The sequence below is a fragment of the Klebsiella sp. GN_Kp190 genome (assembly GCF_040061795.1).
Lineage (GTDB): Bacteria > Pseudomonadota > Gammaproteobacteria > Enterobacterales > Enterobacteriaceae > Klebsiella > Klebsiella michiganensis.
Genome location: NZ_JBEAFN010000005.1, coordinates 281,968 through 306,487, shown reverse-complemented (window position 1 = coordinate 306,487; position 24,520 = coordinate 281,968). Strand labels below are relative to the sequence as shown.

At 59.9% G+C, this 24,520-nt stretch carries 22 protein-coding genes; 11 read left to right on the top strand and 11 right to left on the bottom strand.

Annotated elements, in window-relative coordinates; translation table 11 throughout:
* The first annotated feature begins 83 nt into the window (after window positions 1–83).
* On the top strand, window positions 84–1,127 hold the full coding sequence (gene selD / locus ABLU67_RS03440) for a selenide, water dikinase SelD (protein WP_014228965.1): 1,044 nt from the start codon (window positions 84–86) through the stop codon (window positions 1,125–1,127).
* A 4-nt stretch (window positions 1,128–1,131) separates the two neighbouring features.
* On the top strand, window positions 1,132–3,087 hold the full coding sequence (locus ABLU67_RS03435) for a DNA topoisomerase III (protein WP_014228966.1): 1,956 nt from the start codon (window positions 1,132–1,134) through the stop codon (window positions 3,085–3,087).
* A 72-nt stretch (window positions 3,088–3,159) separates the two neighbouring features.
* Here the strand turns inward: ABLU67_RS03435 and gdhA are convergent, their stop codons facing one another.
* Window positions 3,160–4,503, bottom strand: a complete 1,344-nt coding sequence (gdhA, locus tag ABLU67_RS03430) for an NADP-specific glutamate dehydrogenase (RefSeq protein WP_014838187.1) — start codon at window positions 4,501–4,503, stop codon at window positions 3,160–3,162.
* A 182-nt stretch (window positions 4,504–4,685) separates the two neighbouring features.
* The gene (locus ABLU67_RS03425; protein ID WP_009653472.1) at window positions 4,686–5,096 is read right to left on the bottom strand and encodes a pyrimidine (deoxy)nucleoside triphosphate diphosphatase; all 411 of its coding nucleotides are present in this window, start codon (window positions 5,094–5,096) and stop codon (window positions 4,686–4,688) included.
* Window positions 5,097–5,182: 86 nt separating this feature from the next.
* On the opposite strand from ABLU67_RS03425, the gene ABLU67_RS03420 reads away from it, so the two are divergent.
* Entirely contained in the window at window positions 5,183–5,800 is a 618-nt protein-coding gene (locus tag ABLU67_RS03420) for a CDP-alcohol phosphatidyltransferase family protein (RefSeq protein ID WP_046878586.1), read from the top strand.
* Window positions 5,801–5,939: 139 nt separating this feature from the next.
* On the opposite strand, the gene ABLU67_RS03415 is transcribed toward ABLU67_RS03420, so the two are convergent.
* From ABLU67_RS03415 to xthA, 8 genes are all read right to left on the bottom strand, one after another.
* The gene (locus tag ABLU67_RS03415) at window positions 5,940–7,247 is read right to left on the bottom strand and encodes a rhodanese-like domain-containing protein (RefSeq protein WP_224293003.1); all 1,308 of its coding nucleotides are present in this window, start codon (window positions 7,245–7,247) and stop codon (window positions 5,940–5,942) included.
* A 78-nt stretch (window positions 7,248–7,325) separates the two neighbouring features.
* On the bottom strand, window positions 7,326–7,958 hold the full coding sequence (locus ABLU67_RS03410) for an ATP-binding cassette domain-containing protein (RefSeq protein ID WP_014228970.1): 633 nt from the start codon (window positions 7,956–7,958) through the stop codon (window positions 7,326–7,328).
* Window positions 7,958–9,493, bottom strand: coding sequence for an ABC transporter permease subunit (locus ABLU67_RS03405; protein WP_348852163.1), 1,536 nt, complete (start codon window positions 9,491–9,493; stop codon window positions 7,958–7,960). Before ABLU67_RS03405 ends, ABLU67_RS03410 begins: the two co-directional genes overlap by 1 nt.
* Window positions 9,466–10,626 (bottom strand): ABC transporter substrate-binding protein, encoded by a 1,161-nt coding sequence (locus ABLU67_RS03400; RefSeq protein ID WP_032692750.1) that lies wholly within the window; start codon window positions 10,624–10,626, stop codon window positions 9,466–9,468. The genes ABLU67_RS03405 and ABLU67_RS03400 overlap by 28 nt, the downstream gene beginning before the upstream one ends.
* Before the next feature lie 9 nt (window positions 10,627–10,635).
* Complete coding sequence (locus tag ABLU67_RS03395; protein WP_042944930.1) at window positions 10,636–11,187, bottom strand: carboxymuconolactone decarboxylase family protein; 552 nt, start codon at window positions 11,185–11,187, stop codon at window positions 10,636–10,638.
* On the bottom strand, window positions 11,184–11,882 hold the full coding sequence (locus tag ABLU67_RS03390) for a TVP38/TMEM64 family protein (protein ID WP_348852162.1): 699 nt from the start codon (window positions 11,880–11,882) through the stop codon (window positions 11,184–11,186). Before ABLU67_RS03390 ends, ABLU67_RS03395 begins: the two co-directional genes overlap by 4 nt.
* Complete coding sequence (locus ABLU67_RS03385) at window positions 11,872–12,534, bottom strand: TVP38/TMEM64 family protein (protein ID WP_348852161.1); 663 nt, start codon at window positions 12,532–12,534, stop codon at window positions 11,872–11,874. The genes ABLU67_RS03390 and ABLU67_RS03385 overlap by 11 nt, the downstream gene beginning before the upstream one ends.
* Before the next feature lie 183 nt (window positions 12,535–12,717).
* Window positions 12,718–13,524 (bottom strand): exodeoxyribonuclease III, encoded by an 807-nt coding sequence (gene xthA, locus ABLU67_RS03380; protein WP_014228976.1) that lies wholly within the window; start codon window positions 13,522–13,524, stop codon window positions 12,718–12,720.
* Window positions 13,525–13,968: 444 nt separating this feature from the next.
* On the opposite strand from xthA, the gene ABLU67_RS03375 reads away from it, so the two are divergent.
* The 8 genes from ABLU67_RS03375 to ABLU67_RS03340 all read left to right on the top strand — a co-directional run bounded on the left by ABLU67_RS03375 (window position 13,969) and on the right by ABLU67_RS03340 (window position 23,605).
* Window positions 13,969–15,189, top strand: a complete 1,221-nt coding sequence (locus ABLU67_RS03375; protein ID WP_348852160.1) for an aspartate aminotransferase family protein — start codon at window positions 13,969–13,971, stop codon at window positions 15,187–15,189.
* Window positions 15,186–16,220 (top strand): arginine N-succinyltransferase, encoded by a 1,035-nt coding sequence (gene astA / locus ABLU67_RS03370; protein ID WP_014228978.1) that lies wholly within the window; start codon window positions 15,186–15,188, stop codon window positions 16,218–16,220. Before ABLU67_RS03375 ends, astA begins: the two co-directional genes overlap by 4 nt.
* Window positions 16,217–17,695, top strand: a complete 1,479-nt coding sequence (astD, locus tag ABLU67_RS03365) for a succinylglutamate-semialdehyde dehydrogenase (protein ID WP_047724036.1) — start codon at window positions 16,217–16,219, stop codon at window positions 17,693–17,695. Before astA ends, astD begins: the two co-directional genes overlap by 4 nt.
* Window positions 17,692–19,017 (top strand): N-succinylarginine dihydrolase, encoded by a 1,326-nt coding sequence (astB, locus tag ABLU67_RS03360; protein WP_348852159.1) that lies wholly within the window; start codon window positions 17,692–17,694, stop codon window positions 19,015–19,017. The genes astD and astB overlap by 4 nt, the downstream gene beginning before the upstream one ends.
* Window positions 19,018–19,026: 9 nt before the next feature.
* Window positions 19,027–19,992: a succinylglutamate desuccinylase gene (gene astE, locus ABLU67_RS03355; protein WP_014228980.1), complete on the top strand. Its 966-nt coding sequence runs from the start codon at window positions 19,027–19,029 to the stop codon at window positions 19,990–19,992.
* A gap of 349 nt (window positions 19,993–20,341) precedes the next feature.
* Entirely contained in the window at window positions 20,342–20,824 is a 483-nt protein-coding gene (gene spy, locus ABLU67_RS03350) for an ATP-independent periplasmic protein-refolding chaperone Spy (protein ID WP_014228981.1), read from the top strand.
* Between the two features lie 191 nt (window positions 20,825–21,015).
* Entirely contained in the window at window positions 21,016–21,558 is a 543-nt protein-coding gene (locus tag ABLU67_RS03345) for a LemA family protein (protein ID WP_014228982.1), read from the top strand.
* Window positions 21,559–21,562: 4 nt separating this feature from the next.
* A complete protein-coding gene (locus tag ABLU67_RS03340) occupies window positions 21,563–23,605 on the top strand; it encodes a DUF2207 domain-containing protein (protein ID WP_348852158.1) in 2,043 nt (680 codons plus the stop codon).
* Between the two features lie 34 nt (window positions 23,606–23,639).
* Here the strand turns inward: ABLU67_RS03340 and cho are convergent, their stop codons facing one another.
* On the bottom strand, window positions 23,640–24,500 hold the full coding sequence (cho, locus tag ABLU67_RS03335; RefSeq protein WP_032749480.1) for an excinuclease Cho: 861 nt from the start codon (window positions 24,498–24,500) through the stop codon (window positions 23,640–23,642).
* Window positions 24,501–24,520 lie beyond the last annotated feature (20 nt).

The window sequence follows — 24,520 nt, the reverse complement described above, 5'->3', positions numbered from 1 at the left end:
CCATACGCGATTTCGGACTGTCGCACTTACCACTCCGCCATTTGGGCGCTACCATATCGGGATTGCAATGACAGGAGATGTCCATGAGCGAGCAAGCCATTCGTTTAACGCAATACAGCCACGGAGCCGGTTGCGGGTGTAAAATTTCCCCTAAGGTGCTGGAAACTATCCTGCAAAGCGACCAGGCCAAATTTATCGACCCGAATCTGCTGGTGGGCAACGAAACCAGCGATGATGCCGCGGTCTACGATCTCGGTAACGGCACGTCGATCGTCAGTACTACCGATTTTTTTATGCCGATCGTCGACAACCCGTTCGACTTTGGGCGCATTGCGGCGACCAACGCCATCAGCGATATTTTCGCCATGGGCGGTAAGCCGATTATGGCGATCGCTATTCTCGGCTGGCCCATTAATACCCTGGCGCCGGAAATTGCCCGTCAGGTGGTTGAGGGCGGACGCTTTGCCTGCCAGCAGGCGGGGATCGCGCTTGCCGGCGGCCACTCCATTGACGCTCCGGAACCCATCTTCGGGCTTGCCGTGACCGGCGTCGTCCCGACCGAGCGGGTGAAGAAAAACAGCACCGCGCAGGCCGGCTGCAAGCTGTATCTCACTAAACCGCTGGGTATTGGCGTGCTGACCACCGCGGAGAAAAAGTCGCTGCTGAAGCCTGAGCACCAGGGGCTGGCGACGGAAACCATGTGTCAGATGAATCTCGTTGGCTCGGCGTTTGCTAATATCGACGGCGTGAAAGCGATGACCGACGTCACCGGTTTCGGGCTTCTGGGCCACCTGAGCGAAGTGTGCCGCGGCGCGGGCGTACAGGCGCAGCTTACCTATGCGGATATCCCGAAATTGCCCGGCGTCGAAGCCTACATCGCGGCGGGCGCGGTGCCGGGCGGTACCGGGCGTAACTTTGCCAGCTACGGCCATTTGATGGGCGACATGCCGCCAGCGTGGCGCGATCTGCTGTGCGATCCGCAAACCTCCGGCGGTCTGCTGCTGGCGGTAACGCCAGAAGCCGAGGCTGAGGTGCAGGCAGCCGCCGCTGAGTTTGGTATCACGCTTACCGCTATCGGCGAGCTGGTTACCGCCCGCGGCGGACGCCCAATGATCGAGATCCGTTGATTTCATGCGGCTGTTTATTGCAGAAAAACCGAGTCTCGGTCGCGCCATCGCCGATGTGCTGCCAAAACCGCATCGCAAAGGCGACGGCTACATTGAGTGCGGTAACGGGCAGGTGGTCACGTGGTGCATCGGCCACCTGCTGGAGCAGGCCCAGCCCGACGTCTACGATGCGCGCTATGCGCGCTGGAACCTGCTCGACTTGCCTATCGTGCCGGAAAAGTGGCAGCTCCAGCCTAAACCGTCGGTGACCAAACAGCTTAACGTGATTAAGCGTCTGCTCGGCGATGCGCAGGAAGTCATTCATGCGGGTGACCCGGACAGAGAGGGGCAACTGCTGGTGGATGAGGTACTTGACTACCTGCAGCTGGCGCCGGAAAAGCGTCAGCAGGTGCAGCGCTGTCTGATTAACGATCTTAACCCGCAGGCGGTGGAGCGGGCGATTAACCGCCTGCGCGCCAACAGCGAATTTGTTCCGCTGTGCGTCTCCGCGCTGGCCCGCGCCCGCGCCGACTGGCTATACGGGATCAATATGACCCGCGCGTACACCATCCTTGGCCGTAACGCGGGTTACCAGGGGGTACTCTCGGTCGGGCGCGTGCAAACGCCGGTGCTTGGCCTGGTGGTACGCCGCGATGAAGAGATTGAAAACTTCGTCGCTAAAGACTTCTTCGACGTCAAGGCGCATATCGTCACCCCAAAGGATGAGCGTTTTGTCGCCACCTGGGTGCCCAGCGAGGCCTGCGAACCGTACCAGGATGAAGAGGGGCGACTGCTGCATCGCTCGCTTGCCGAGCACGTCGTCAAGCGCATTGAGGGGCAGCCGGCGACGGTCACCGCTTATAACGATAAGCGGGACTCTGAGCCAGCGCCGCTGCCGTTTTCCCTCTCGGCGCTGCAGATTGAAGCCGCGAAGCGCTTCGGCTTTAGCGCGCAGAACGTGCTGGATATCTGCCAGAAGCTGTACGAAACCCATAAGCTGATTACCTATCCGCGTTCGGATAGCCGCTATCTGCCGGAGGAGCATTTTGCCGGGCGCCATGCGGTGCTGAACGCGATCGGCGTGCACGCGGCGGATCTGCTGCCGCAGCCGGTGGTGGATCCGGAGATCCGTAACCGCTGCTGGGATGATAAAAAGGTCGATGCCCACCACGCGATTATTCCGACCGCCCGCAGTTCGCAGGTAAAACTCAGCGACAACGAAGAAAAGGTTTACGGCCTGATTGCCCGCCAGTATCTGATGCAGTTCTGCCCGGATGCGGTGTTCCGCAAATGCCAGATCGATCTCGATATCGCCAACGGCAAGTTCGTTGCCAAAGCGCGTTTTCTGGCGGAAGCGGGCTGGCGAACCCTGCTGGGCAATAAAGAGCGCGATGAAGAGAACGACGGCATGCCGCTGCCGGTGGTGGCAAAGGATGACGAGCTGCTATGCGAAAAAGGCGAAGTGGTGGAGCGTCAGACCCAGCCGCCGCGTCATTTTACCGATGCGACGCTGCTATCGGCGATGACCGGTATTGCCCGCTTTGTGCAGGATAAAGACCTGAAGAAGATCCTGCGCGCAACGGACGGCCTCGGTACGGAGGCAACCCGCGCCGGGATTATCGAACTGTTGTTCAAACGCGGCTTCTTAACCAAGAAAGGGCGCTATATCCACTCCACCGACGCCGGGAAGGCTCTGTTCCACTCTTTGCCTGAAATGGCGACGCGCCCGGATATGACCGCCCACTGGGAATCGATTCTGACGCAAATCAGCGAGAAACAGTGCCGCTATCAGGACTTTATGCAGCCGCTGGTCGGTACCCTGTTCCAGCTTATCGACCAGGCCAGGAGCACGCCGGTACGCCGCTTCCGCGGAATTGTGGCCCCGGGCGACGGCAAGAAGAGCTTTAGCAAGGGGAAAGGCAGAGCCAAAGCGAAAGATAAAAAAAGCGCCGCCGGCCCTGCGGCGGAAAGCCCGCAATAAAAAACCCCGGGAAACCGGGGTTTTTCAATTATGCTCCGAACCCATATACAGGGGTTCATTCAGCGAGTGGACTTAAATAACACCCTGCGCCAGCATTGCGTCGGCGACCTTCACGAAACCGGCGATATTCGCGCCGCGTACGTAGTTGGTCTGCTTCGCTTCACCGCCGTACTCAACGCAGGCGTGGTGGATATCCAGCATGATATGGTGCAGACGAGCGTCCACTTTCTCCGCTTTCCAGCCCATACGCGCGGCGTTCTGCGCCATTTCCAGTCCTGAAGTGGCGACGCCGCCGGCGTTGGCCGCTTTACCCGGCGCGAACAGCACGCCCGCTTCGAGGAACAGATCGGTCGCCGCGATAGTGGTTGGCATGTTGGCGCCTTCCGCGACGGCCTTCACGCCGTTGGCAATCAGCTGGCGGGCAGCGTCGACGTCCAGCTCGTTCTGCGTGGCGCACGGCAGAGCGATATCCACCGGCACGGACCACGGCTGCTTACCTTCAAGGTAGGTCAGGCCGAACTCGCGCGCGTAATCCGCCACGCGGCCGTGGCTGCGCTCTTTAATGTCGATCAGGCGCGCCAGTTTTTCTTTGGTAAAGCCAGACTCGTCAACCACGGTACCGTTGGAGTCGGAAGCCGTAATCACCCGCGCGCCGAGCTCCATGGCTTTCTCAATCGCGTACTGCGCCACGTTGCCCGACCCGGACACCGCGACGCGAGCCCCTTCAAAGCCCAAACCGTGGCGCTTAAGCATCGCTTCGGTGAAGTAAATCAGTCCGTAACCGGTGGCTTCCGGACGAATCAGGCTGCCGCCGAAGGAGAGGCCTTTACCGGTGAAGACGCAGGCGCTGTTGTTGGAGAGCTTACGCATCATTCCGGCCATAAAGCCCACTTCACGACCGCCCACGCCGATATCACCGGCCGGCACGTCGGTATCCGGACCGAGGTGGCGATACAGCTCAGTCATCAGCGACTGGCAGAAACGCATCACTTCGCCATCGCTTTTTCCTTTAGGATCGAAGTCGCTGCCGCCTTTACCGCCGCCCATAGGCAGGGTGGTGAGGGCGTTTTTGAAGGTTTGTTCAAAGCCGAGGAATTTCAGAATCGACAGGTTTACAGAGGGATGGAAACGCATACCGCCCTTATACGGGCCGATGGCGGAGTTGAACTGCACGCGCCAGGCGCGGTTAACCTGAACCTGATTGCGGTCATCAACCCAAACGACGCGGAACTGGATAGCACGCTCCGGTTCAACCAGACGTTCCAGCAAATTCATCTGACGATAGCGCGGATTTTCCTCAAGGAATGGCCACAGGGTGGTCATCACCTCGCGGACCGCCTGAGCAAATTCAGTTTGATTTGGATCGCGCTGTTGAACGCGGGCGAGAAAACCTTCCAGAGTGCACGTCTGATCCATAGATATAAGTTCCCCTTATGGTTGTGGTTGCGTCTATTTATTATGATTCGGCCCTTGAAAAAGCCGATTTTCCGACTATACCATCGGAAATCGTTAGTTAAGCAAGGAAAAATTGTTCAGAAAGCAAAATTTATAATCAGGCGGTGGTCATAATCAAAAACGATGACAACCACCCGATAAAATTAGCGGGAATGGAGAGCGGCGCGCTGGGCGATAAAGGCTTCGAGCAGGGGAATATCGGCTGGCGCAAGAGGGAAGGTTAACGCCTCCTGCGGTGAACACCAGCGCAGCTGGCTGTGGTAGCGGGCGATGGGTTCGCCGTTAAAATGCGGAACCCACCAGGCGTGAAGATGTATCAGGCGGGCGGACACTTCGCGCTGGTGGCTGGCGATGTAGCATTCCGGCCGGGCGTCGATCGCCAGCTCCTCCTGGAGCTCGCGCGCCAGCGCCTGGGCCTGGGTTTCGCCGGGTTCTACTTTACCGCCGGCCAGCTCCCACATTCCCGGCTGATCCGCGTGGGGCGGCCGCTGCGCCAGCAGAATTTGCCCGTTGCGTTCGATAATGGCGGCAACAACATCAAGGGTTTTTAGCATGTGAATCATCGTTCTGTACGGGATAATGGCCTATTATCACCGTCCTTGTCCCCGTCAAACAACCCTGAATTCGCTGGAGAGACTTTGTGCTTGACCGTCATTTGCATCCCCGCCTGAAACCTGTCCTCAACGCCGCCGTCGCCCTGCTGGATCGTCCGGCTATCTCTCCCGATGGCCTGACGCTCTTTGGCTTTGCGATTGGCGTGCTGGCGCTGCCGTTTTTAGCCCTGGGCTGGTATCCGGCGGCGCTGGCGGCGATCGTGCTCAACCGACTGCTGGATGGCCTGGACGGCGCGCTGGCCCGGCGACGCGGATTAACCGATGCGGGCGGTTTTCTCGATATTTCGCTCGATTTCCTGTTTTACGCCCTGGTGCCGTTTGGCTTTATTCTTGCCGATCCGGCGCACAACGCGCTGGCGGGCGGCTGGCTGCTGTTCGCGTTTATCGGCACCGGCAGCAGCTTTCTCGCCTTTGCCGCGCTGGCGGCTAAGCATCAAATCGATAATCCGGGCTACGCCCACAAATCGTTTTATTATCTCGGCGGGCTGACGGAAGGGACGGAAACTATCGCGCTGTTTGTGCTGAGCTGCCTGTTCCCGGCGTGGTTTGCGTGGCTGGCGTGGATGTTTGGCGCACTGTGCTGGCTGACGACCTTTACGCGGGTGTGGAGCGGATACCTTACCCTGAAGCAGGTAAGAGATTGATGGGCGGGTTTTTCCCGGCTCGGGCTGCGCTTAGCCGGGCTACGGGGCCGCAGTCGTCAGCGGTCCGGTGCGTCAGCGCCGTCTTCGGGAATGCGCCGGGAAGGAGGCTTCCCGGCGGTGCATATGGCCAACAGGCGAATTACATACTGCTTTCCGGGCCGCGTTCCCCGCGCGAGACCGGGTTTTTCGGGTTGCTGCTCCACTCGTACCAGCCGCCGTCGTAGACCGAGACGTTGTTCCAGCCCATCGCCCGGGCGTACATAAAGGTTTCTGAGGCGCGCCAGCCGGTACCGCAGTAAAAAGAGACCTGCTGGTTCGGCAGAATATTCCATGATTTCCACATCGCGGCGATATCATCTGCGCTACGCATGGTGCCGTCCGGATTATGGAAATCCTCCATATGGGTGGAGTCGCTTCCGGCATGGCCCCAGCGGGCCCCGGCAATCTCCCCCATCGGCTTGATATAGCTGTAGCCGCTGGTGGTGCCGATAAACTCCGGCCAGGAACGAATGCTTACCAGCGAGGCGTCCTGACGGTGCAGCAGGGCGCGAGCCTGCTCGGTATTGAGCATCAGCTGCGGCTGACCCGGGATCGGCGCGCCGAACTCCGGCTCGGGCTTCTGCTTCGGCGGCGTTCCGCGCTCGACCGGCAGCCCGGCGTCGGACCAGGTTTTCCAGCCGCCGTCGAGCAGGCGCACATCCTTCACCCCGGCGTAGAGCATGATCTGCGCCACGCGGGCGGCGGCATACACGTCGCGACCGTACAAAATCACCGTGGTGTCATGGCGAATACCGTGTTTTGCCAGCATCGCTTTAAGCTGCGCGTCGGAGACTTTGTTCCATAGCGGCTCGCTCTCCACCTCGTTGGTATCGATATACCCGGCGCCCGGAATATGGCTCAGCAGATAAAACTTCGGCGCGCCCCAGGCGGCCTCGAACACCTTCCATTGCCCGGCAGGCGCGGCGGTGACCGGTTTACCCTGCTGGAGGTCGTGCAGCCACTGCGGATACACCAGCTGTTCAAAATGCGGCAGCTTCTGCAGGCGGTCCGCCTGGCTCAGGGCGTCGCCGAGCGAGCTGAGGTGAGTGAAACCAGCCGCCTTAAGGCGCGCCGCGACTTTCGCGTTGTCGTCGGCGTTGCCGTACAGCGCAATCGGCGTAGAGGCCTGCAGATTGTGCAGCTTAGCCCAGGCGCTCAGCTGTTCATCGTTCAGCGAGCCAAGCCAGCTGGCGGCGAGGTTGAGCGCCTGCGGTTCATGGCCCTGAGGGCCGTCGGCGCCTTGCGGCCAACCGTTATAGAAAGCGCTAAGGCGCGTGTCAATAGCGACGCCGTTGTGCTGTTGCAGCGTGGAAAGCGTTAGCGTTGGCATGGTGTCAGCGGCGGAGGTGGAAGCAGCAGCAAGCCCCATCAGCAGGGCGAGTGCGGTCAATTGAGAAACACGTTTCATCGAAATGCCCGGCAGTAGAAAATTGAGCGGCAATTCTCCGCGAACAACGCGGAGAATTCTTTGCGATAGCGCAGGCTTTCATTGCCAGAGCCCCATATGCAAACAGCGTCCGCCGGCGGGCGTATCCTGGTCATCATGCGTGACCAGCACCGCGGGGATCGCCTGCCGCGCCAGTTCGTTGAACACCCAGCGGCGAAAATCGGCGCGCAGCGCAACGTCGAGGCGGTTAAACGGCTCATCCAGCAGCAGCGCCCGCGGTCGGGCCAGCAGGGCGCGCAGCAGGCTGACCCGCGCCCGCTGGCCGCCGGAAAGGGTGGCCGGATCGCGCGTATAAAACCCCGCCAGACCGGCGCGCTCCAGCGCCTGTTCGACCTGGGCTTTGCGCTGGGGGCCGCGGACGTCAGCGGCAAGCGCCAGCAGTAAATTTTGCCCGACGCTGAAGTGGTCGAACAGCAGCGCGTCCTGGAACAGGATGCCGATGCGCCGTCGCTCGGTGGGTAAACTGTCGCAGCGCTGGTTATCCAGCCACAGCTCGCCGGCGGCGCGAAAATTCTCCGCCAGCGCGCCGACCATCCAGGCGAACAGAGTTGATTTACCGCTGCCCGAGGGGCCCATCAGGGTCAGTATCTCGCCGGGAGCAACGGAAAAGTCGACGTTGCGCAGCAGCGGCTCTCCGTTGAGGCTGAGAGTCAGGTTTTTGACGATCAACATTAGCGTAATCCTTGTCGATAGCGGCCGGTCAGCCAGGCCAGCAGCGCGGTGGCGGCAAAAAACAGCGCCGGCAGCAGTAGCTGCCATAGCGCCTGCGCGGCCAGAGTGGACGTCTCGCCGCCGCTGCTCAGCGCGACGGCTTCGCTGGTGAGCGTCGGGAACCGTCCGCCCCCCAGCCATAACGTCGGCAGATATTGCGCGATGCTTACCGAAAAGCCCACCGCCAGCGCGGTCAGCAGAGGACGCGTCAGGGCGGGTAAGGTAACCAGCCAGAAGATGCGGCCTCGTTGCCAGCCGAGGGTGCGGGCGAGCAGCTCCATGCGCGGGTCGCGAGCGCGCCACGCGGGACGCAGAATAAACAGCATCCACGGCGCGACCCACAGCAGGTGCCCCCATAAAACGGCGATCCACTCACCGTCCAGCCACGTATACAGCGCCAGCTGATATTGGCCGTCTACCAGCGGCAGCGCCGGTAAAATCAGCGGCAGCCAGATCCATCCGTCGAAACGGGAGGGGCCAGACGCCAGCCACAGCAGGCAGATAACCGCGCCGAGCGACGCTGAGCAGAGTCCAAGCCACAGGCTGTTGCCGACGCTATCGCTGACCGGCTGGCTATTCTGCGCCGCCGCGGCAAGCAGCAGGGCGCAGGCCACGCCGCACAGCGGCAGAAGAAGGGCGAAGCTTTTCCCGGCGAGCGCCCGCGGCTGCGGGTGGCGGATCCCCTGAACCTGCGGGATCCGCCGTCGCCAGAGACGCCAGACTCCCCACGCCGCCAGCGCCATGATGGCCAGCGTCAGCAGCAGTACCAGGCTGGCGAGGGCGCCTTTCGCTTGCTGGATCTCATCGCCCTGGCTTAACCATTGCCAGGCCAGCACCGCCAGCGTCGGCGGGTTACCCGGGCCAATCACCAGCGCGACGTCGACCGCCGAAAGGCTCCAGGCGGCGGTGGCCAGCAGCTCTATCGACAGCGCCGGAAGCAGCGTGGGCAAGACTAACCATTTCAGGCACTGCCAGCGTCCGTAGCCGAGGCTTTTTAATACCGTCGCCTGTCCGGCCAGGCGTTTCTCGCCTAACAGGCCATAAACCACCCACAGCAGAAACGCGCTCTCTTTGAGCGCCATCGTCAGGCCCAGTCCAATGCCGTAGCGGTCAACCGGCGGGGTAAAAAAGGGCAACAGGCGCGGGAGCCAGCCGCCATCGGCGAAGAGCAGCAGGGCTGCGGTGGCGAAGGCCACGTGAGGTACCGCCAGCAGCAGAGGGAGCCTTGCGGCCAGCCGCCGCCAGCCGCCCGACGGCCAGAGTGCGGCCACGACGGTGAGCGTGATGATCAGCGCGCCGCCAACCGATAGCAGGGTTGAGACGAGAGCCGCCGCCAGCGCCTGGCTGAATTGCGGGTCGGCAAACAGCGACAGCCAGCGCGCGCGGCGGAGCGCCGGAAGCGCCATCAGCGCAGCGGCCGGCAGCAGCGGCAGATAGATCAGCGCGACGGCGGCCCAGGCCAGCAGCCTTAGTGCGTGCCGTAGCGGCGCAGCCATTCCTGCTCCAGCGCGTCAACCCAGGCCGCGTGCGGTTCACCCAGCATCGGCGGCATATTCTGCGGCACAACGGCGTTAAAGGCCTGCCGCTCAGTCTCGGTTAATTTCGCCGGATCCAGCACGCTGGGGTCGCCCCACACCGTCGGGTCGGCCTTGCGCAGCTGGGCCTGCGGCGAGAGCAGGAAATTCGCGACCACTTTCGCCCCCGCCGTCGCCCGGGCATTGGACGGGATCGCCACAAAGTGGACGTTGCCAAGCATCCCCTCGCGGAAGCCGAAACCGTAGCTGTCTTTCGGCAGCTCGCCGCTGACCGCTTTTTGCTGCGCGTGCAGCGGGTTAAAGGTGATGGACAGCCTGAGGGTCCCATTTTTAAGCATGGCATCCATGCGGGCGGGCGAAGCCGGGAAGTCGCGGCCCTGGCGCCACAGCAGAGGGTGAAGCCGATCAAGATAGTGCCACAGCGGCGCGGTCACGGCGGCGAAGGTGGCCTCCTCAGGCGGCTGGCGTAGCGCGTCGGGCCGCGGAGTCAGCGTCAGCAGCAGCTGTTCAAGAAACGCGGTACCGGTAAAATCCGGCGGACGCGGGTAGGTGACGCTGCCGGGATGCGCGGCGGCGAAAGCCAGCAGCGCCTGCGGAGTGGTGGGCCCGTCGGGCGTTTGTGAGCGGCGGGCGATAAAAGTGAGCTGCGCGCCGCCCCACGGCGACTCGGCGCCGTCGGTGGGGATAGAGAAATCCTCGCGCACCGGCTTTTGCGTATCGACAAAGCGCCAGTTGGGCAGGGTTTCCGCCCACCGGGTTTGCAGCAGCCTGGCGTTTTTCAGGGTGCGGAAGTTTTCGCCGTTGACCCACAGCAGATCGATGGAACCGCCTTTACTGCGTCCGGCGCGGGCTTCGGTCTGGATGCGCTTCACCGCGTCGGCGGCATCCGCAATATGCACGATGCGCAGGTCGATAGCGTAGTCGCGCTTTACCTCACCGCTGACCCAGTCGAGATAGCGGTTCACCGCCGGATCGCCGCCCCAGGCGTTAAACCACACCGTCTGGCCGCGGGCTTCTTGTTGTAGGGATTGCCAGCCGGCGCTGGCGGCCAGCGGGGAGAGCAACAGCAAAGCGAAGACCAGCACACTGCGCATAACCACTCCTTATGGTTTTGAATCGGTTGGGATCCGGCACAATCCCTGGGCGGGGATCGCCATGGCCGAATTAAAGCGCGCCGACAGGTTTTGTAAACCGATCAGCGCCGTGAGTTCGGTGAGCGCGCGGGCGTCAAACTGGCCTGCCAGCCTGTCGCGCAGCGCATCGTCGACCACCGGCGGCGTCATGCTGGCCGCCTCGGCATACTCCAGCGCCAGCCGCTCGCGGTCGCTGAACAGCGCGCTGTTCCGCCATTCGGCGACCGCCAGCAGCTTAGCGCTGCCGCCGCTGCGTTCCGCCAGCTTCATATTGGTGATATCAATGCAAAACTCGCACAGGCACAGCTGCGCGACGCGGGCGCTGACCAGCGATCTCAGCACCGGATCGAGGGGCGAACGCTTGCGTTCCAGATAGCCGACGAACATCGACACCAGGTAAAACACCAGCGGAATACGGCCCCACCAGCGGATAGGGCTGAGCACCTCGCCGTAGTGGCGACGATGCAGCCAGGCCTGCGGGCGAAGAATCAGCGGAATAGACTTCAGAGGGGGTAAGCTCATCGTGAACGCCTCTTTTGTTGTTCAAGATAGAGCGCTTTCGCGACGACCACCACAATCGCCAGCGCAAACAGGATCAATAAACCGGTCACCAGCCAGAATGTGCCGCCGGTCAGCAGGCTGCCGGTCCACGAATAGACTATCGTCGCGGGCAGCTGGCCGAGACCGGTGGCCAGCATAAAGTGGCGAAAGCGCATTGACGTCAGCCCGGCGGCGTAGCTCACCGGGTCGAAGGGAACGAAAGGGAGCAGACGGCAGATTAATATGGTGTGTTTGCCGTAGCGGGTAAAAAAGCCATCCATACTCTGCAGTACGCTCTTGCCGGTGAGCTTTTCCACCGCGTCGCGGCCGAGCGCTCTGGCGATAAAAAAGCACAGCGCCGCGCCGGCCATCGCGCTCACCCACGACAGCGCGCCGCCCCAGAAGGCGCCGAACAGGGAAGCGTTAGCGAAGGTGATCAGGAAGGCGGGAAGCGGGGCGATAATCGCCTGCAAAATCATCAGGGCGAAGGAGACCAGCGCCGCCTGCGGGCCCCAGGAGTCGATAAAGCGTTCAATAGCCTGCTGATCGAGCGTGGCAAAAGCGGCGAGGCTGCGCTGCATAAACTCATTGACGCCGGGTATCAGCCACCATGCCAGCAGAAGCGCAAACAGCGTAATGCCGATGGCTATCCGGTAGCGCGCGTTGCTATTTTTCATCGTGAGCCTGTATCCGTAATGTCTCGATTCGCCGATAGCGGGCATATCTTTTCGCCGCCTGAATCAGGACAAATAAAGCCAGCCCCGCGAGGGTCAGCTTCAGTATAAACAGGGGGGTGATACCCTCGCGGATAAGCTCGCTGGCCATCAGCGTATAGATAAATATGCCGGGCAAGGTGGTGAGGGCGGAAATAAAGGTAAACGTCCAGAATGGAATCGCCGTCAGGCCATAGGCGTAGTTCTGTACATTATAGGGAAACAGCGGGATGAGCCGGGTCAGAATTAAAAAATCGGTGCCGCTACGGGCGATGCCTTTTTCAATGGCCTGAAAAATCGCCGTCTGCCCGACGTATTTAAGCAGCAGCTCGCGGCCCAGCCAGCGGGCGAACAGAAACGACGCGGAGGAGGCGAGCGTCGCCGCCAGCAGCGATAGCAAGGTTCCCGCCAGCGGACCGAAAATCACCCCGCCGGCAATCACTAAAAGAGTGCCCGGTAGCAAAAACAGAGTGGCGACGATAAACAGCAGAATATAGAGCGTATAGCCGAAGGCGCCGCTCTGGCGGATCATTTCGCGCAGACGATCAAAATGGGTAACCAGCCCGGCAAAACCCGATTGCTGAATAATACAGGCGACAATGCTCAATATCACCACAACAAAAAGCAGCTTATATTCTGCTTTATGACGGCTTCTTTTGCATTGGGTTCTCCTGTATGGCGCGGGCGGTCTGAAGTGCGCGCGACAGTATAATAGTTTGCCGCCGTTCACAATCTCTGACGGCGGCTTTTTTGATATGGCTCAGGCTCTCCGGACGGGAGAGCCTGACGGAGGGAATATTTAGACTTTAAAGGTCGCCCATACCGGCGCGTGGTCGGACGGCTTTTCCATTGCGCGAATTTCGTAGTCGATGCCGGTTTCGATGCAGCGCTGCGCCAGCGGGGTGCTTGCCAGCAGCAGATCGATACGCAGCCCGCGGTTATCGTCAAAGCCCTTAGAGCGATAGTCGAACCACGAGAAGTGTTCGTTATCCTGCGGATTCGCATGGCGGTAAGTATCCACCAGGCCCCAGCTCAGCAGGCGCTCCATCCATTCGCGCTCTTCCGGCAGGAAGGAACATTTGCCGGTACGCAGCCAGCGCTTGCGGTTCTCTTCACCGATGCCGATATCGAGATCGGTCGGGCTGATATTCATGTCGCCCATGATCAGTACCGGATTCTCTTTATTCAGTTCGGTATCAAGGTAGTTTTGCAGGTTCTGATAAAACGCCGCCTTCGCCGGGAATTTGGTTTCATGATCGCGACTTTCGCCCTGCGGGAAATAGCCGTTAATCACCGTCACGTTGCCAAACGGGGAAGGGATTTCCGCCATGATGATGCGGCGCTGGGCCTCTTCACCATCGTTTGGGAAACCGCGACGCACGGAGATCGGCGTCTCTTTGGTCAGCAGCGCGACGCCGTAATGGCCTTTCTGCCCGTGATAAAAGACGTTATAGCCCAGCTTTGCCACCTCTTCGAGAGGAAACATATCGTCGTGAACTTTGGTTTCCTGTAGGCCGATGACGTCGGGCTGGTGTTTATCGATGATGGCGGCCAGCTGATGCGGGCGGGCACGCAGGCCGTTGATATTAAAAGAGACAAATTTCATAGTCGCTGCCACTGTGCAAGGTGAATAGTGCAGGGATGGTAGCAGAAATTCGCCGGGCTGGCTGCGCAAAGGCGCTTTATTCTGCCGATTGCAGCGGTTGGTAGCCTGTTTGCACAAACTGTGCACCATTCTGGAACGCGCTGCGCCAAAAAAGGGCGATTATTGCCGATAAATTTCGTCAAGGATCACAATTACAGAATTATATCTTACCCCTGCATAACCTTTCTTTTTATTCCACTGCAAAAGCCTCTTTTAGTATTTTTATTCACTTTTTATGCATTTTATGTGAATAACGGTCTTTCGTAACTTATTGATATTTCGTTGACGACCTCGATTTATGCATTTTTACCTCTGGCTGGCACGAACCGTGCAATCTACATTTACAGCGTAATAACCATATTCATTAACATTATTTAAACTTTTTATTTACCGGAAGAGGTCGATATGTCTCAGTCAATTACGCGTAGCAACTTTGATGAATGGATGATGCCTGTATACGCGCCAGCGGCTTTTATTCCGGTACGCGGCGAGGGGGCACGCCTGTGGGATCAGCAGGGAAAAGAGTATATCGATTTTGCCGGCGGCATTGCGGTGAACGCCCTCGGTCACGCTCATCCTCGGCTGGTTAAAGCGCTGACCGCGCAGGCGGAAAAGTTCTGGCATACCGGTAACGGCTATACCAATGAGCCGGTATTGCGTCTGGCTAAGCAGCTGATTGACGCCACTTTTGCCGACCGGGTCTTTTTCTGTAACTCCGGGGCCGAAGCCAACGAAGCGGCGCTAAAACTGGCGCGCAAATATGCCCACGATCGTTTCGGCAGTGAGAAAAGCGGCATCGTGGCGTTCAAGAATGCCTTCCACGGCCGCACGCTGTTTACCGTTTCCGCTGGCGGCCAGCCGGCCTATTCGCAGGATTTTGCGCCGCTGCCGCCGCAGATTCAGCACGCCATCTATAACGACCTCGATTCGGCAAAGGCGCTGATCGACGACAATACCTGCGCGGTGATCGTTGAACCGATGCAGGGTGAAGGCGGCGTAGTGCCTGCGAATGCGGACTTCCTGCGCGGCCTGCGTGAGCTGTGCGATGCGCACAACGCGCTGCTGATTTTCGACGAAGTCCAGACCGGCGTCGGCCGTACCGGGGAGCTGTACGCCTATATGCACTACGGCGTGACGCCGGACGTGCTTTCCACCGCGAAAGCGCTGGGCGGCGGTTTCCCGATCGGCGCGCTGCTGGCATCGGAGCGCTGCGCCAGCGTGATGACCGTCGGCACCCACGGCACGACCTACGGCGGCAACCCGCTGGCCTGCGCGGTGGCGGGAGAAGTGTTTGCCATCGTCAACACTCGCGAAGTGCTCAGCGGCGTTAAGCAGCGCCATCAATGGTTCTGCGAACGGCTCAACGCGATTAACGCGCGTTACGGCCTGTTTAAAGAGATTCGCGGCCTGGGGCTGCTTATCGGCTGCGTGCTGAAGGATGAATATGCCGGCAAGGCGAAGACCATCAGTAATGAGGCGGCGGAAGAGGGGCTGATGATGCTGATCGCCGGCGCCAACGTGGTGCGTTTCGCTCCGGCGCTGATTATCAGCGAAGAAGAGATCAACGCCGGGCTGGATCGCTTCGAACTGGCCTGCAAACGCTTTCTCGCGGGGGTCTCATCATGATGGTGATCCGTCCTGTAGAAAAAGGCGATCTGCCGGGGCTAATGACCCTGGCGGGCGAGACCGGCGGCGGCCTGACGTCGCTGCCGGCCGATGAAGCCACGCTGGCCGCGCGCATTGAACGTTCGCAGATGACCTGGCGCGGCGAGCTGCCGAAAAGCGAGCAGGGTTATGTGTTCGTTCTTGAGGACTGCGCCAGCGGCGCGGTAGCGGGAATTTGCGCCATTGAGGTGGCCGTGGGGCTTAACGACCCCTGGTACAACTATCGCGTCGGTACCCAGGTGCACGCATCGAAAGAGCTTAACGTCTACAACGCCCTGCCGACGCTGTTTCTCAGTAACGACCATACCGGCAGCAGCGAACTGTGTACGCTGTTCCTGGACCCAAAATGGCGTAAAGAGGGCAACGGCTATTTGCTGTCGAAATCGCGTTTTCTGTTTATGGCCGCCTTTCGCGAACGCTTCAACGATAAGGTCGTGGCGGAAATGCGCGGCGTCATTGACGAACACGGCTACTCGCCGTTCTGGGAGAGTCTCGGGAAACGCTTCTTCGCGATGGAGTTCTCCCGCGCCGACTACCTGTGCGGCACCGGGCAGAAGGCGTTCATCGCCGCGCTGATGCCGAAGCACCCGCTGTATATCGACTTTTTAAGCGACGAAGCGCGAGCGGTCATCGGCGAGGTCCATCCGCAAACCGCGCCGGCACGCGCGGTGCTGGAGAAAGAGGGATTTCGCTATCTCAACTACGTCGATATCTTCGACGGCGGCCCGACGCTGGAGTGCGAAATTGACCGGGTGCGGGCCATTCGCAAAAGCCGGCTGGTCACCGTCGTCGAAGGCCAGCCCGCGCCGGGCGAGTGGCCGGCCTGTCTGGTTGCTAATGAGCAGTACCAGCAGTTTCGCGCCATGCTGGTTCACGCCGACCCGGAGAGCGACCGCCTGGTGCTAAGCGCGCGCGAGCTGGATGCCCTGAAATGCCACCCCGGCGACCAGATTCGCCTGGTTCGTCTGTGCCCTGAGGAGAAAAAATCATGAGTTTATGGATTAACGGCGACTGGCAAAGCGGTCGCGGCCCGGCCCGTAGTAAACATAACCCGGTAAGCCAGGCGCTGCTGTGGCAGGGCAACGATGCCGATGCCGGGCAGGTGGCGCTGGCGGTCACCGCGGCGCGCGCGGCGTTTCCCGCGTGGGCGCGTCAGCCGTTTGCCGCCCGGAAAGCGATAGCGGAAAAATTTGCTTCGTTACTGGAAGCAAATAAAGGCGAATTAACCCGGATTATCGCCCAGGAGACCGGCAAACCGCGCTGGGAAGCGGCAACGGAAATTACCGCGATGATCAACAAAATCGCCATTTCGGTGAACGCGTATCATAGCCGTACGGGGGAAGCACAGACCGCGATGGCGGACGGAGAGGCGACGCTTCGCCATCGGCCGCACGGCGTGCTGGCGGTCTTTGGCCCCTACAATTTTCCCGGACATTTGCCTAACGGGCATATCGTTCCGGCGCTGCTGGCGGGAAATACCGTGGTATTCAAACCCAGCGAGCTGACGCCTCAAAGCGGAGAGGCGGTGGTGAAGCTATGGGCCGAAGCCGGCCTGCCGCCGGGCGTGCTTAACCTGCTCCAGGGCGGGCGGGAAACCGGCGAAGCGCTGAGCGGCCAGGCGGACATCGACGGCCTGCTATTTACCGGCAGCTCTGCGACGGGTTTTCAACTTCATCGCCAGCTTGCCGGGCAGCCGGAAAAAATTCTCGCTCTTGAGATGGGCGGCAACAACCCGCTGATCGTCGATGACCCACAGGATATCGACGCCGCGGTCCATCTGACCATTCAGTCGGCGTTTATTACTGCCGGACAGCGCTGTACCTGCGCGCGCCGGCTGCTGGTAAAACGCGGCGAGGCCGGCGATGCGTTTCTTCAGCGGCTTGTGACGGTGTCACAAACGCTGATTCCCGACGCGTGGGACGCTGAACCTCAGCCGTTCCTCGGCGGGTTAATTTCAGCGCAGGCCGCGCAAAAGGTACATCAGGCCTGGCTGGCCCACGTGGCCAGCGGCGGAAAAACCCTGCTGGAGCCGCGCCTGCTGCAGGCCGGAACCTCGCTGCTGACGCCGGGTATTATCGAGATGAGCGCGGTGGCGCAGGTGGCCGACGAAGAGGTCTTCGGGCCGCTGCTCTGCGTCTGGCGCTATGACCATTTCGATGAGGCGATTGCCCTCGCTAACGCGACCCGTTTCGGGCTTTCCTGCGGGCTGATCTCCGCCGAACGCGACAAATTCGACCAACTGCTGCTGGAGGCGCGGGCCGGGATCGTTAACTGGAACAAACCCTTAACCGGCGCCGCCAGCACCGCGCCGTTCGGCGGTACCGGCGCTTCCGGTAACCACCGGCCGGGGGCGTGGTACGCCGCAGACTATTGCGCCTGGCCGATGGCCAGTCTCGAATCACCGGAGCTGGCGCTGCCGGCAACCCTCAGCCCCGGGCTGAATTTCCGTAAGGAGACATCACAATGAAAGCCCGGGAAGTGAACTTTGACGGGCTGCCGGGCCTGACCCACCACTATGCGGGTTTATCTTTCGGCAACGAAGCCTCGACGAAGCACCGCTATCGGGTGTCGAACCCGCAGCTGGCGGCAAAGCAGGGGCTGAAAAAAATGAAAGCGCTGGCGGATGCGGGCTATCCGCAGGCGCTGATCCCGCCGCAGGAGCGGCCAAACATTCCGCTGTTGCGGCAGATCGGTTTTAGCGGTAGCGATGAGCAGGTGCTGGAAAAGGCGGCGCGCCAGGCGCCGGAACTGCTCTCGGCGGTCAGCTCCGCGTCATCGATGTGGGTGGCTAACGCCGCCACGGTCTCCCCCTCGGCCGATTCGCTGGATGGCCGGGTGCATCTGACCGTCGCCAACCTGAACGATAAATTCCATCGCGCCAGCGAAGCGCCGACCACCGAAGCGCTGCTGCGGGCGATTTTCCCCGATGAGCAGCGGTTTGCCGTACACGGCGCGCTGCCCCAGGTATCGCTGTTCGGCGATGAAGGGGCGGCAAACCACAACCGCCTCGGCGGCGACTACGGCGCGCCCGGCGTGCAGCTGTTTATTTACGGCCGCCAGCAGGGGGGCGAAGATAATCCGCTGCGCTACCCGGCGCGGCAGACGCTCGAGGCCAGCCAGGCCGTCGCCCGCCTGAATCAGGTCAATCCCCGGCAGGTGATTTTCGCCCGGCAAAATCCGGCGGTGATTGATAAAGGCGTGTTTCATAACGATGTGATTGCGGTAAGCAATCAGCAGGTGCTGTTTTGCCACGAGCAGGCGTTTGTTGACCAGCCGCAGCTCCTGCAGCAGCTGGCGCAGCAGGTCTCCGGCTTTACGCCGCTGGTGGTGCCGGCGAGTCAGGTTTCGGTTGAAGAGGCGGTAGCGACCTATCTGTTCAACAGCCAGCTGCTGAGCAAAGAAGAAGGCGGGATGCGGCTGATTTTGCCGCTGGAAGCGCAGGAACACCCGGGCGTCTGGCGCTACCTGAACCGGCTGGTGGAGGGCGATAACCCCATCGATGAGCTACAGGTTTACGATCTGCGCGAAAGCATGGCCAACGGCGGCGGCCCTGCCTGCCTGAGGCTGCGGGTGGTGCTGACGGAGGACGAGCGACAGGCGGTGAATCCGGCGGTCATGATGAACGATACGCTGTTCGCCACCCTTGATGACTGGGTAGACCGCTACTATCGCGATCGCCTGACCCAGGTTGATCTCGCGGATCCGCAACTGCTGCGCGAAGGCCGCGAGGCGCTCGACCGCTTAACGCAAATCCTGCGCCTGGGCTCAGTGTATCCGTTTCAGCAATAAGGAGGCGTCGTGGACGACTTTCTGGCTCTTACTCTGGCGGGGCGTCTGCCCCACCATTTCCACGGTCAAACCGCGCATTTCCGCTGGCACTGGATTGACTGCGGTATTCTGCAGCTCATTCCTCATGAACCCTGCGATCGGTCATTGGTTTTGTCATCCGGGCTTCACGGCAATGAAACCGCGCCGGTCGAAATCACCGATTTACTGCTGCGGCAGCTGTTTCGTGGGGAAATACCGCTCCGCTGGCGGCTGCTGGCGATCTTTGGTAACCCTCCGGCGCTGCGGGCCAACAAGCGCTATATGCACAGCGATATCAACCGGATGTTCGGCGAGCGATGGCGCGCTTTTAGCGCCAGCGATGAAACCGTTCGCGCCCGGCAGCTGGAGCATGCGCTGGCGCGATTTTATGCCGGGACGCCCGGCGAGCGCTGGCACCTGGATTTACATACCGCCATACGCGGTTCGCTGCATACCCGCTTTGGTGTCCTGCCGGCGCGGGATACGCCGTGGGATGAAGCGTTTTTGCGCTGGTTAGGGGCGGCAGGGCTGGAGGCGCTGGTGTTTCATCAGCAGCCTGGGGGGACTTTTACCCATTTCAGCTGCGAACGCTTCGGCGCGCGCTCCTGCACGCTGGAGCTCGGCAAGGCGCTACCTTTTGGCGAAAACGATCTGCGCTTGTTCGCGACGACTCAACGCGCGCTGTCGCTGCTGCTGGCGGGAGAAGTGGCGGCGGAAGAGGCGCACGCGCCGCTGCGCTACAGGGTGGTACAGCAAATTACCCGCAGCAGCGACAGTTTCCGGCTGCATATGTCGGCGCAGACGCTGAACTTTACGCCGTTTGCCGCCGGGACGCTGCTTGCTGAGGATGGCGATACCCGCTACATAGTGGAAAGGGAGCAAGAGTACGTTTTGTTTCCCAACCCCAGCGTCGCCTTCGGCCAGCGCGCCGGGCTCATGCTGGAGCGCTTCCGGTGAATCCGTCGCCCGTCCGGGCGGCGGCATTTATTTCAGCGTTTATTTTTCCGCAGCCATCTTATTTTTTCGTGCTCTGTCCATTGATTGCAGATTATTCCTGGTTAAATGCTTTGTTTTTAATCTCCGCTGATTTATAATCTTCATAATTTCCCATTAAAACAGTTGCTTATTTATTTTTTATTGCATTTATCCCCTCATTTTCCTTATTTTCTCCATAATTGGCGAGAAAATGTTTTTTACACTTTCAATGTTTTACGCTTGCTCTGATTAATTGACGATAAACGTCGTAAAGTTAATCTCGTCAACACGGCAACGCGCCGTAAGAATAACGCAAAGTAAGGATTGAACTATGAAGAAGATTACTGCACTGTTTGTTGCCTCTACTCTGGCTCTGGGCGCGGCTAACCTGGCCCACGCGGCTGACGCTACTGCAACCCCAACCGATAACGCGCCGATGATGCATCATAAGCGCGGACCTGCGGGCCCACATGAAATGATGTTTAAAGGGCTGAACCTGACCGATGCGCAGAAAACGCAAATCCGCGACATTATGAAGAGCCAGCGCGACAACATGAAGCGTCCGTCCCTGGATGAGCGCCGCGCGATGCATGAGCTGGTAGCCAGCGATACCTTCGATAAGGCAAAAGCGGAAGCGCAGATTGATAAGATGGAAGCCCAGCATAAAGAGATGGCGCTGGCTCGTCTGGAAACCCAGAATAAGATTTACAACATTCTGACGCCGGAACAGAAAAAGCAGTTCAATGCCAATTTTGAGAAGCATCTGACAGATCGTAAAGCGCCGGAAGGTAAAATGCCTGCACCTGCTGAATAACTCAGCGCGCTGACTTAAGACCGCCGGTCTTGCCCAATAACGCCAACAGGCTTTGGGCAGGACCGGCGGTTTTTCTTTATCTGTAGCGACAAGCTGATTTACCCGGCAGGGACGAATGTGCCAGTATGAGTGCCATCGCCACGGACTCTGGTGTCCTGGTCTAAAGCCTACTCTGCTCATGGATCTTGCATATGGAAATGTATATCGGCCTCGCCGTCCTCGTTGTCGTCCTCATCTGGGTCGTGATGACCTATAACCGCTTTATCTCCCTGCGACGTTTCAAGGACGAAGCCTGGAGCGGCATTGCCGTACAGCTTAAGCGTCGCCACGACCTGGCGCCGAATCTACTGAGCCTGGTGAAACGCTATGCGCAGCATGAAAAAGAACTGCTGGAAGAGATCTCCCGCCAGCGCGGCGAACTGGTCGGCAGCACCCGACAGATCGCCGACAGCGAACGCCAGTACTCTGGTACGCTAGGGCGCGTTTTCGCGCTTGGCGAAGCGTACCCGGAACTTAAAGCCAGCGAAAACTACCTTGCCTTACAGCAATCTCTCAGCGAAATAGAAGAGCAGCTGCAGATGGCTCGCCGCTACTTCAACGGTACGGTGCGCGATTTCAATATCCTGGTCGAGTCTTTCCCCAGCCTGCTGCTGGCGCGACTGTTTAATTTTCAAACGGAAGTTTTCTTCGAGCTGGACTCACCAGAAGAAGCTAAATCACCGCGAATGGCGTGATTAAATGGCGAATTTACTTTTTCGGGGGCTGCGTACCCTCGTCCTGCTGCTGCTTCTGAACATCAGCGCGGCTTTTGCCGCCGGCGACATGATCATCATCAAGGATGCTTCCCAGCTTCCCGCTGACGCTATTCCAGCGTATGAACATATCCTCTCTTTCGATGCCCGGGCGCGCTTTAACCCGGACGGTAGCATGGAGATGCGGGAAAATATCAAAGTACTTTCTCTGGGCAGGCAGATTCGGCGGGGGATTTTCCGTACGCTGCCCCTGACCTGGAACCGCCAGGACGGCAAGATCTTTCGCGTGTATTACGCGATTGAGTCGGTGTTGCGCGATGGCGTGCCTGAGCCGTTTAGCCTTGATGAAGCGGAAAAAAACCTGACGGTACGCATAGGCAGCGGCGAACGGGTCCTGAAACCAGGGATCTATAACTACGAGATTCGCTATCAAATCAGCAACCATTTCAGCCGCTTCCCCGAATGGGATGAGCTTTACTGGAACGTGACGGGCAATGACTGGGCGTGGCCTATCAGCAAGGCCAGCTTTCGTCTTGAACTGCCGGACGCCGCCGGAAATCTCAACGCCGACGCTAAGGACGCCAGAGTGCGATCGCTTGATGTTTATACCGGCGTCGCAGGGGCGAAAGAACACAACGCGCAGGTGCTTCCTGACGGTAGCGTACGCACCCTGCGGCCTCTGGCGCGGGGGGAGGGGCTGACCGTTGTCTATACCTGGCCTCGGTCGATCCTTGCCGACGCTCCGGCGCCGGAGGCCGCTTTGCCGCTGGTGCATCTCCTTATCCCCACCCTAAAAACCAGCGTGGTCTGGCTACCTCTGCTGCTGATGGCCGCTTATTACCTGATGTGGTGGCGAAAAAACGTCACCAAAGCCGGACTAAAAATGCCGCCGGTCGTTGCGCTTTATTCGCCGCCTCCCGGCATGTCTCCCGGCTACCTGCGTTTTATCACCCGGCGTAAATATGATGATGTGGCTTTTAGTAGCGATTTATTAGCGCTGGTGGCTAAACGCGGAATGGCGGTCAGCGGGGACAGTCAACACACCCCTAACCCGTGGCTTGCGAACGCCGGCGTAAAACAGCGGCTGACCCGTTTGCCCGTCGAGGGAAACCGGCAATTAAACTATGATGACAGGCAGCTATTAAGTACGCTCTTTAAAGGTAAACAAAAAAATATCGATCTCAGCAAGGCCCATCAGCGATCGATGCAGACAGCGCGTGAAGAGCAGGAAAAGCGTTGTGAAGCGCAGCGGGATAAATTATTTCGCAAATGGGGGCAGCCGCTGCGGCGCTGCATCTACATTGCGCTGTTGGTGCCGGTAGCCTGCGGTCTTTGGGTTAATACGGAGGCCGCGCTGCTGACGATACCGGCCGCGGTTTTTATGCTGATTGGCGGAGCGATGCTCGCCTGTTTGCTGCGCTTTATATGCCGCCCGCGGGAAATGTGGCGTGCCTGGGGGCCGGTGCCGCTCTTTTTTTTGGCGATCTTCGGCCCCTTCGCGACGCTGGGAGGCGGGATTTTTCTCTTTGGTATACTGCCCATCACCCAGCTTCCGTCAGGATACATTGGCGCGCTTATTGCCGCGCTGGTGCTGTGCGTTTTCGTTGCCTGGAAAACGCCTCGCTATACGCAGCGCGGGCTTGATGAACTGGCTATCGCGAAAGGATTGATGCGCTATCTGGGCACCGCCGAAAAGCATCGTTATCAGATTATCTATCCGCCCGAGCAGATGATTTCCCATTTTGAAGCGCTGCTGCCGGTTGCCCTGGCGCTTGGCGTAGGGAAAACATGGGCAAATACCTTTGCCCACTACCTGAGTAGTACAGGCGCCGTGTCGCATGCGTTTGCCGGCGCCGACTGGGGAAGCGTCCACCACTTCAGCGAAGCCTGCCGAACCGCCTCTATGTCAACGCCGGATAGCGGTTCAGGGAGCGGTTCATCATCAGGTTCAGGTTACAGCGGCTCCGGTTCCTCCGGAGGCGGTTCATCCGGAGGCGGCTCGGGCGGCGGCGGCGGGGGCGGCTGGTAATTGCCCCGATAGCGCATCGGGGCTGACATTCGCCTCACAGAGGATGGAGCTTATAGCGGCCGCTGAGCAACGGCTTACACAATATTTTATAACCGTCATGGTCAAATTTGGCCGACAGGCGCGTGAGTGATGACGCCTGCGACAGAGACTCTACCGCGCCAAGCCAAAGCCAGTTTTGAATAATGTGGTATTGGGTCATATCCTCGCTGCTCTCTTCCAGCGCGATCGCCCCGGCCCAGGGCCAGCATACCAGCTGCATCTTTTGCATATTGTCGACCAGACGCTGCTGGTGTGTTTCAACGCTCTCTTTTCCGCAACAGGCGCCCGCGCAGCGGCCGAGCGCCGAACGAAAGCAGGCCCGCCCGCGGTTGAGCGGCTCGAGGCCCATTAATCCGTAGCACAGGCGATGCTCGTCGGCAATTTTTTGCAGCGCCTGCAGCGCCGCGCGGCGGTTGGCAAAAAGACCATAGAGATCGCTTTGCAGGGAAAAATCCAGCTCGCTGGCGTACACCACCTGCGGACGGGCGTCAGCCAGGCGTAATGAACATAGCTGTCGGTTTTGCCGCAGACGCTTATTGAATAGCGGCTGCTGTTCTTTAATGAGCTGTGCCTCTAATAAGAGTGCGCCCAGCTCTCCCGCCGTTCGTTGCCAGGTAATGCGCCGGGACTGGCGCAGCATCGCCGCTTCGTCGGGCGTGCGCAGATGCGACAACACCCGGCTGCGGATATTCACGCTTTTCCCGATATAGAGCGGTAGGGTATCGCTTTCGCCGTGGAACAGATACACCCCCGGCTGCCTGGGCAAAGCCTCAAGCCACGGTCGCAGATGTTCGGGATACTCATAAATTGCCGCCGCTTCAAATTCGAGACGCGGGGCGGATTGCCTTCTTGCCACTTTTGCTCCTGGTGCTGGTT

What these genes read in the sequence shown, in the direction of transcription:
- selD (WP_014228965.1), top strand. Translation starts at nt 84, where the DNA reads ATGAGCGAGCAAGCCATTCGTTTAACGCAATACAGCCACGGAGCCGGT.
- ABLU67_RS03435 (WP_014228966.1), top strand. Translation starts at nt 1,132, where the DNA reads ATGCGGCTGTTTATTGCAGAAAAACCGAGTCTCGGTCGCGCCATCGCC.
- gdhA (WP_014838187.1), bottom strand. Translation starts at nt 4,503, where the DNA reads ATGGATCAGACGTGCACTCTGGAAGGTTTTCTCGCCCGCGTTCAACAG.
- ABLU67_RS03425 (WP_009653472.1), bottom strand. Translation starts at nt 5,096, where the DNA reads ATGCTAAAAACCCTTGATGTTGTTGCCGCCATTATCGAACGCAACGGG.
- ABLU67_RS03415 (WP_224293003.1), bottom strand. Translation starts at nt 7,247, where the DNA reads ATGAAACGTGTTTCTCAATTGACCGCACTCGCCCTGCTGATGGGGCTT.
- ABLU67_RS03410 (WP_014228970.1), bottom strand. Translation starts at nt 7,958, where the DNA reads ATGTTGATCGTCAAAAACCTGACTCTCAGCCTCAACGGAGAGCCGCTG.
- ABLU67_RS03405 (WP_348852163.1), bottom strand. Translation starts at nt 9,493, where the DNA reads ATGGCTGCGCCGCTACGGCACGCACTAAGGCTGCTGGCCTGGGCCGCC.
- ABLU67_RS03400 (WP_032692750.1), bottom strand. Translation starts at nt 10,626, where the DNA reads ATGCGCAGTGTGCTGGTCTTCGCTTTGCTGTTGCTCTCCCCGCTGGCC.
- ABLU67_RS03395 (WP_042944930.1), bottom strand. Translation starts at nt 11,187, where the DNA reads ATGAGCTTACCCCCTCTGAAGTCTATTCCGCTGATTCTTCGCCCGCAG.
- ABLU67_RS03390 (WP_348852162.1), bottom strand. Translation starts at nt 11,882, where the DNA reads ATGAAAAATAGCAACGCGCGCTACCGGATAGCCATCGGCATTACGCTG.
- xthA (WP_014228976.1), bottom strand. Translation starts at nt 13,524, where the DNA reads ATGAAATTTGTCTCTTTTAATATCAACGGCCTGCGTGCCCGCCCGCAT.
- ABLU67_RS03375 (WP_348852160.1), top strand. Translation starts at nt 13,969, where the DNA reads ATGTCTCAGTCAATTACGCGTAGCAACTTTGATGAATGGATGATGCCT.
- astA (WP_014228978.1), top strand. Translation starts at nt 15,186, where the DNA reads ATGATGGTGATCCGTCCTGTAGAAAAAGGCGATCTGCCGGGGCTAATG.
- astD (WP_047724036.1), top strand. Translation starts at nt 16,217, where the DNA reads ATGAGTTTATGGATTAACGGCGACTGGCAAAGCGGTCGCGGCCCGGCC.
- astB (WP_348852159.1), top strand. Translation starts at nt 17,692, where the DNA reads ATGAAAGCCCGGGAAGTGAACTTTGACGGGCTGCCGGGCCTGACCCAC.
- spy (WP_014228981.1), top strand. Translation starts at nt 20,342, where the DNA reads ATGAAGAAGATTACTGCACTGTTTGTTGCCTCTACTCTGGCTCTGGGC.
- ABLU67_RS03345 (WP_014228982.1), top strand. Translation starts at nt 21,016, where the DNA reads ATGGAAATGTATATCGGCCTCGCCGTCCTCGTTGTCGTCCTCATCTGG.
- ABLU67_RS03340 (WP_348852158.1), top strand. Translation starts at nt 21,563, where the DNA reads ATGGCGAATTTACTTTTTCGGGGGCTGCGTACCCTCGTCCTGCTGCTG.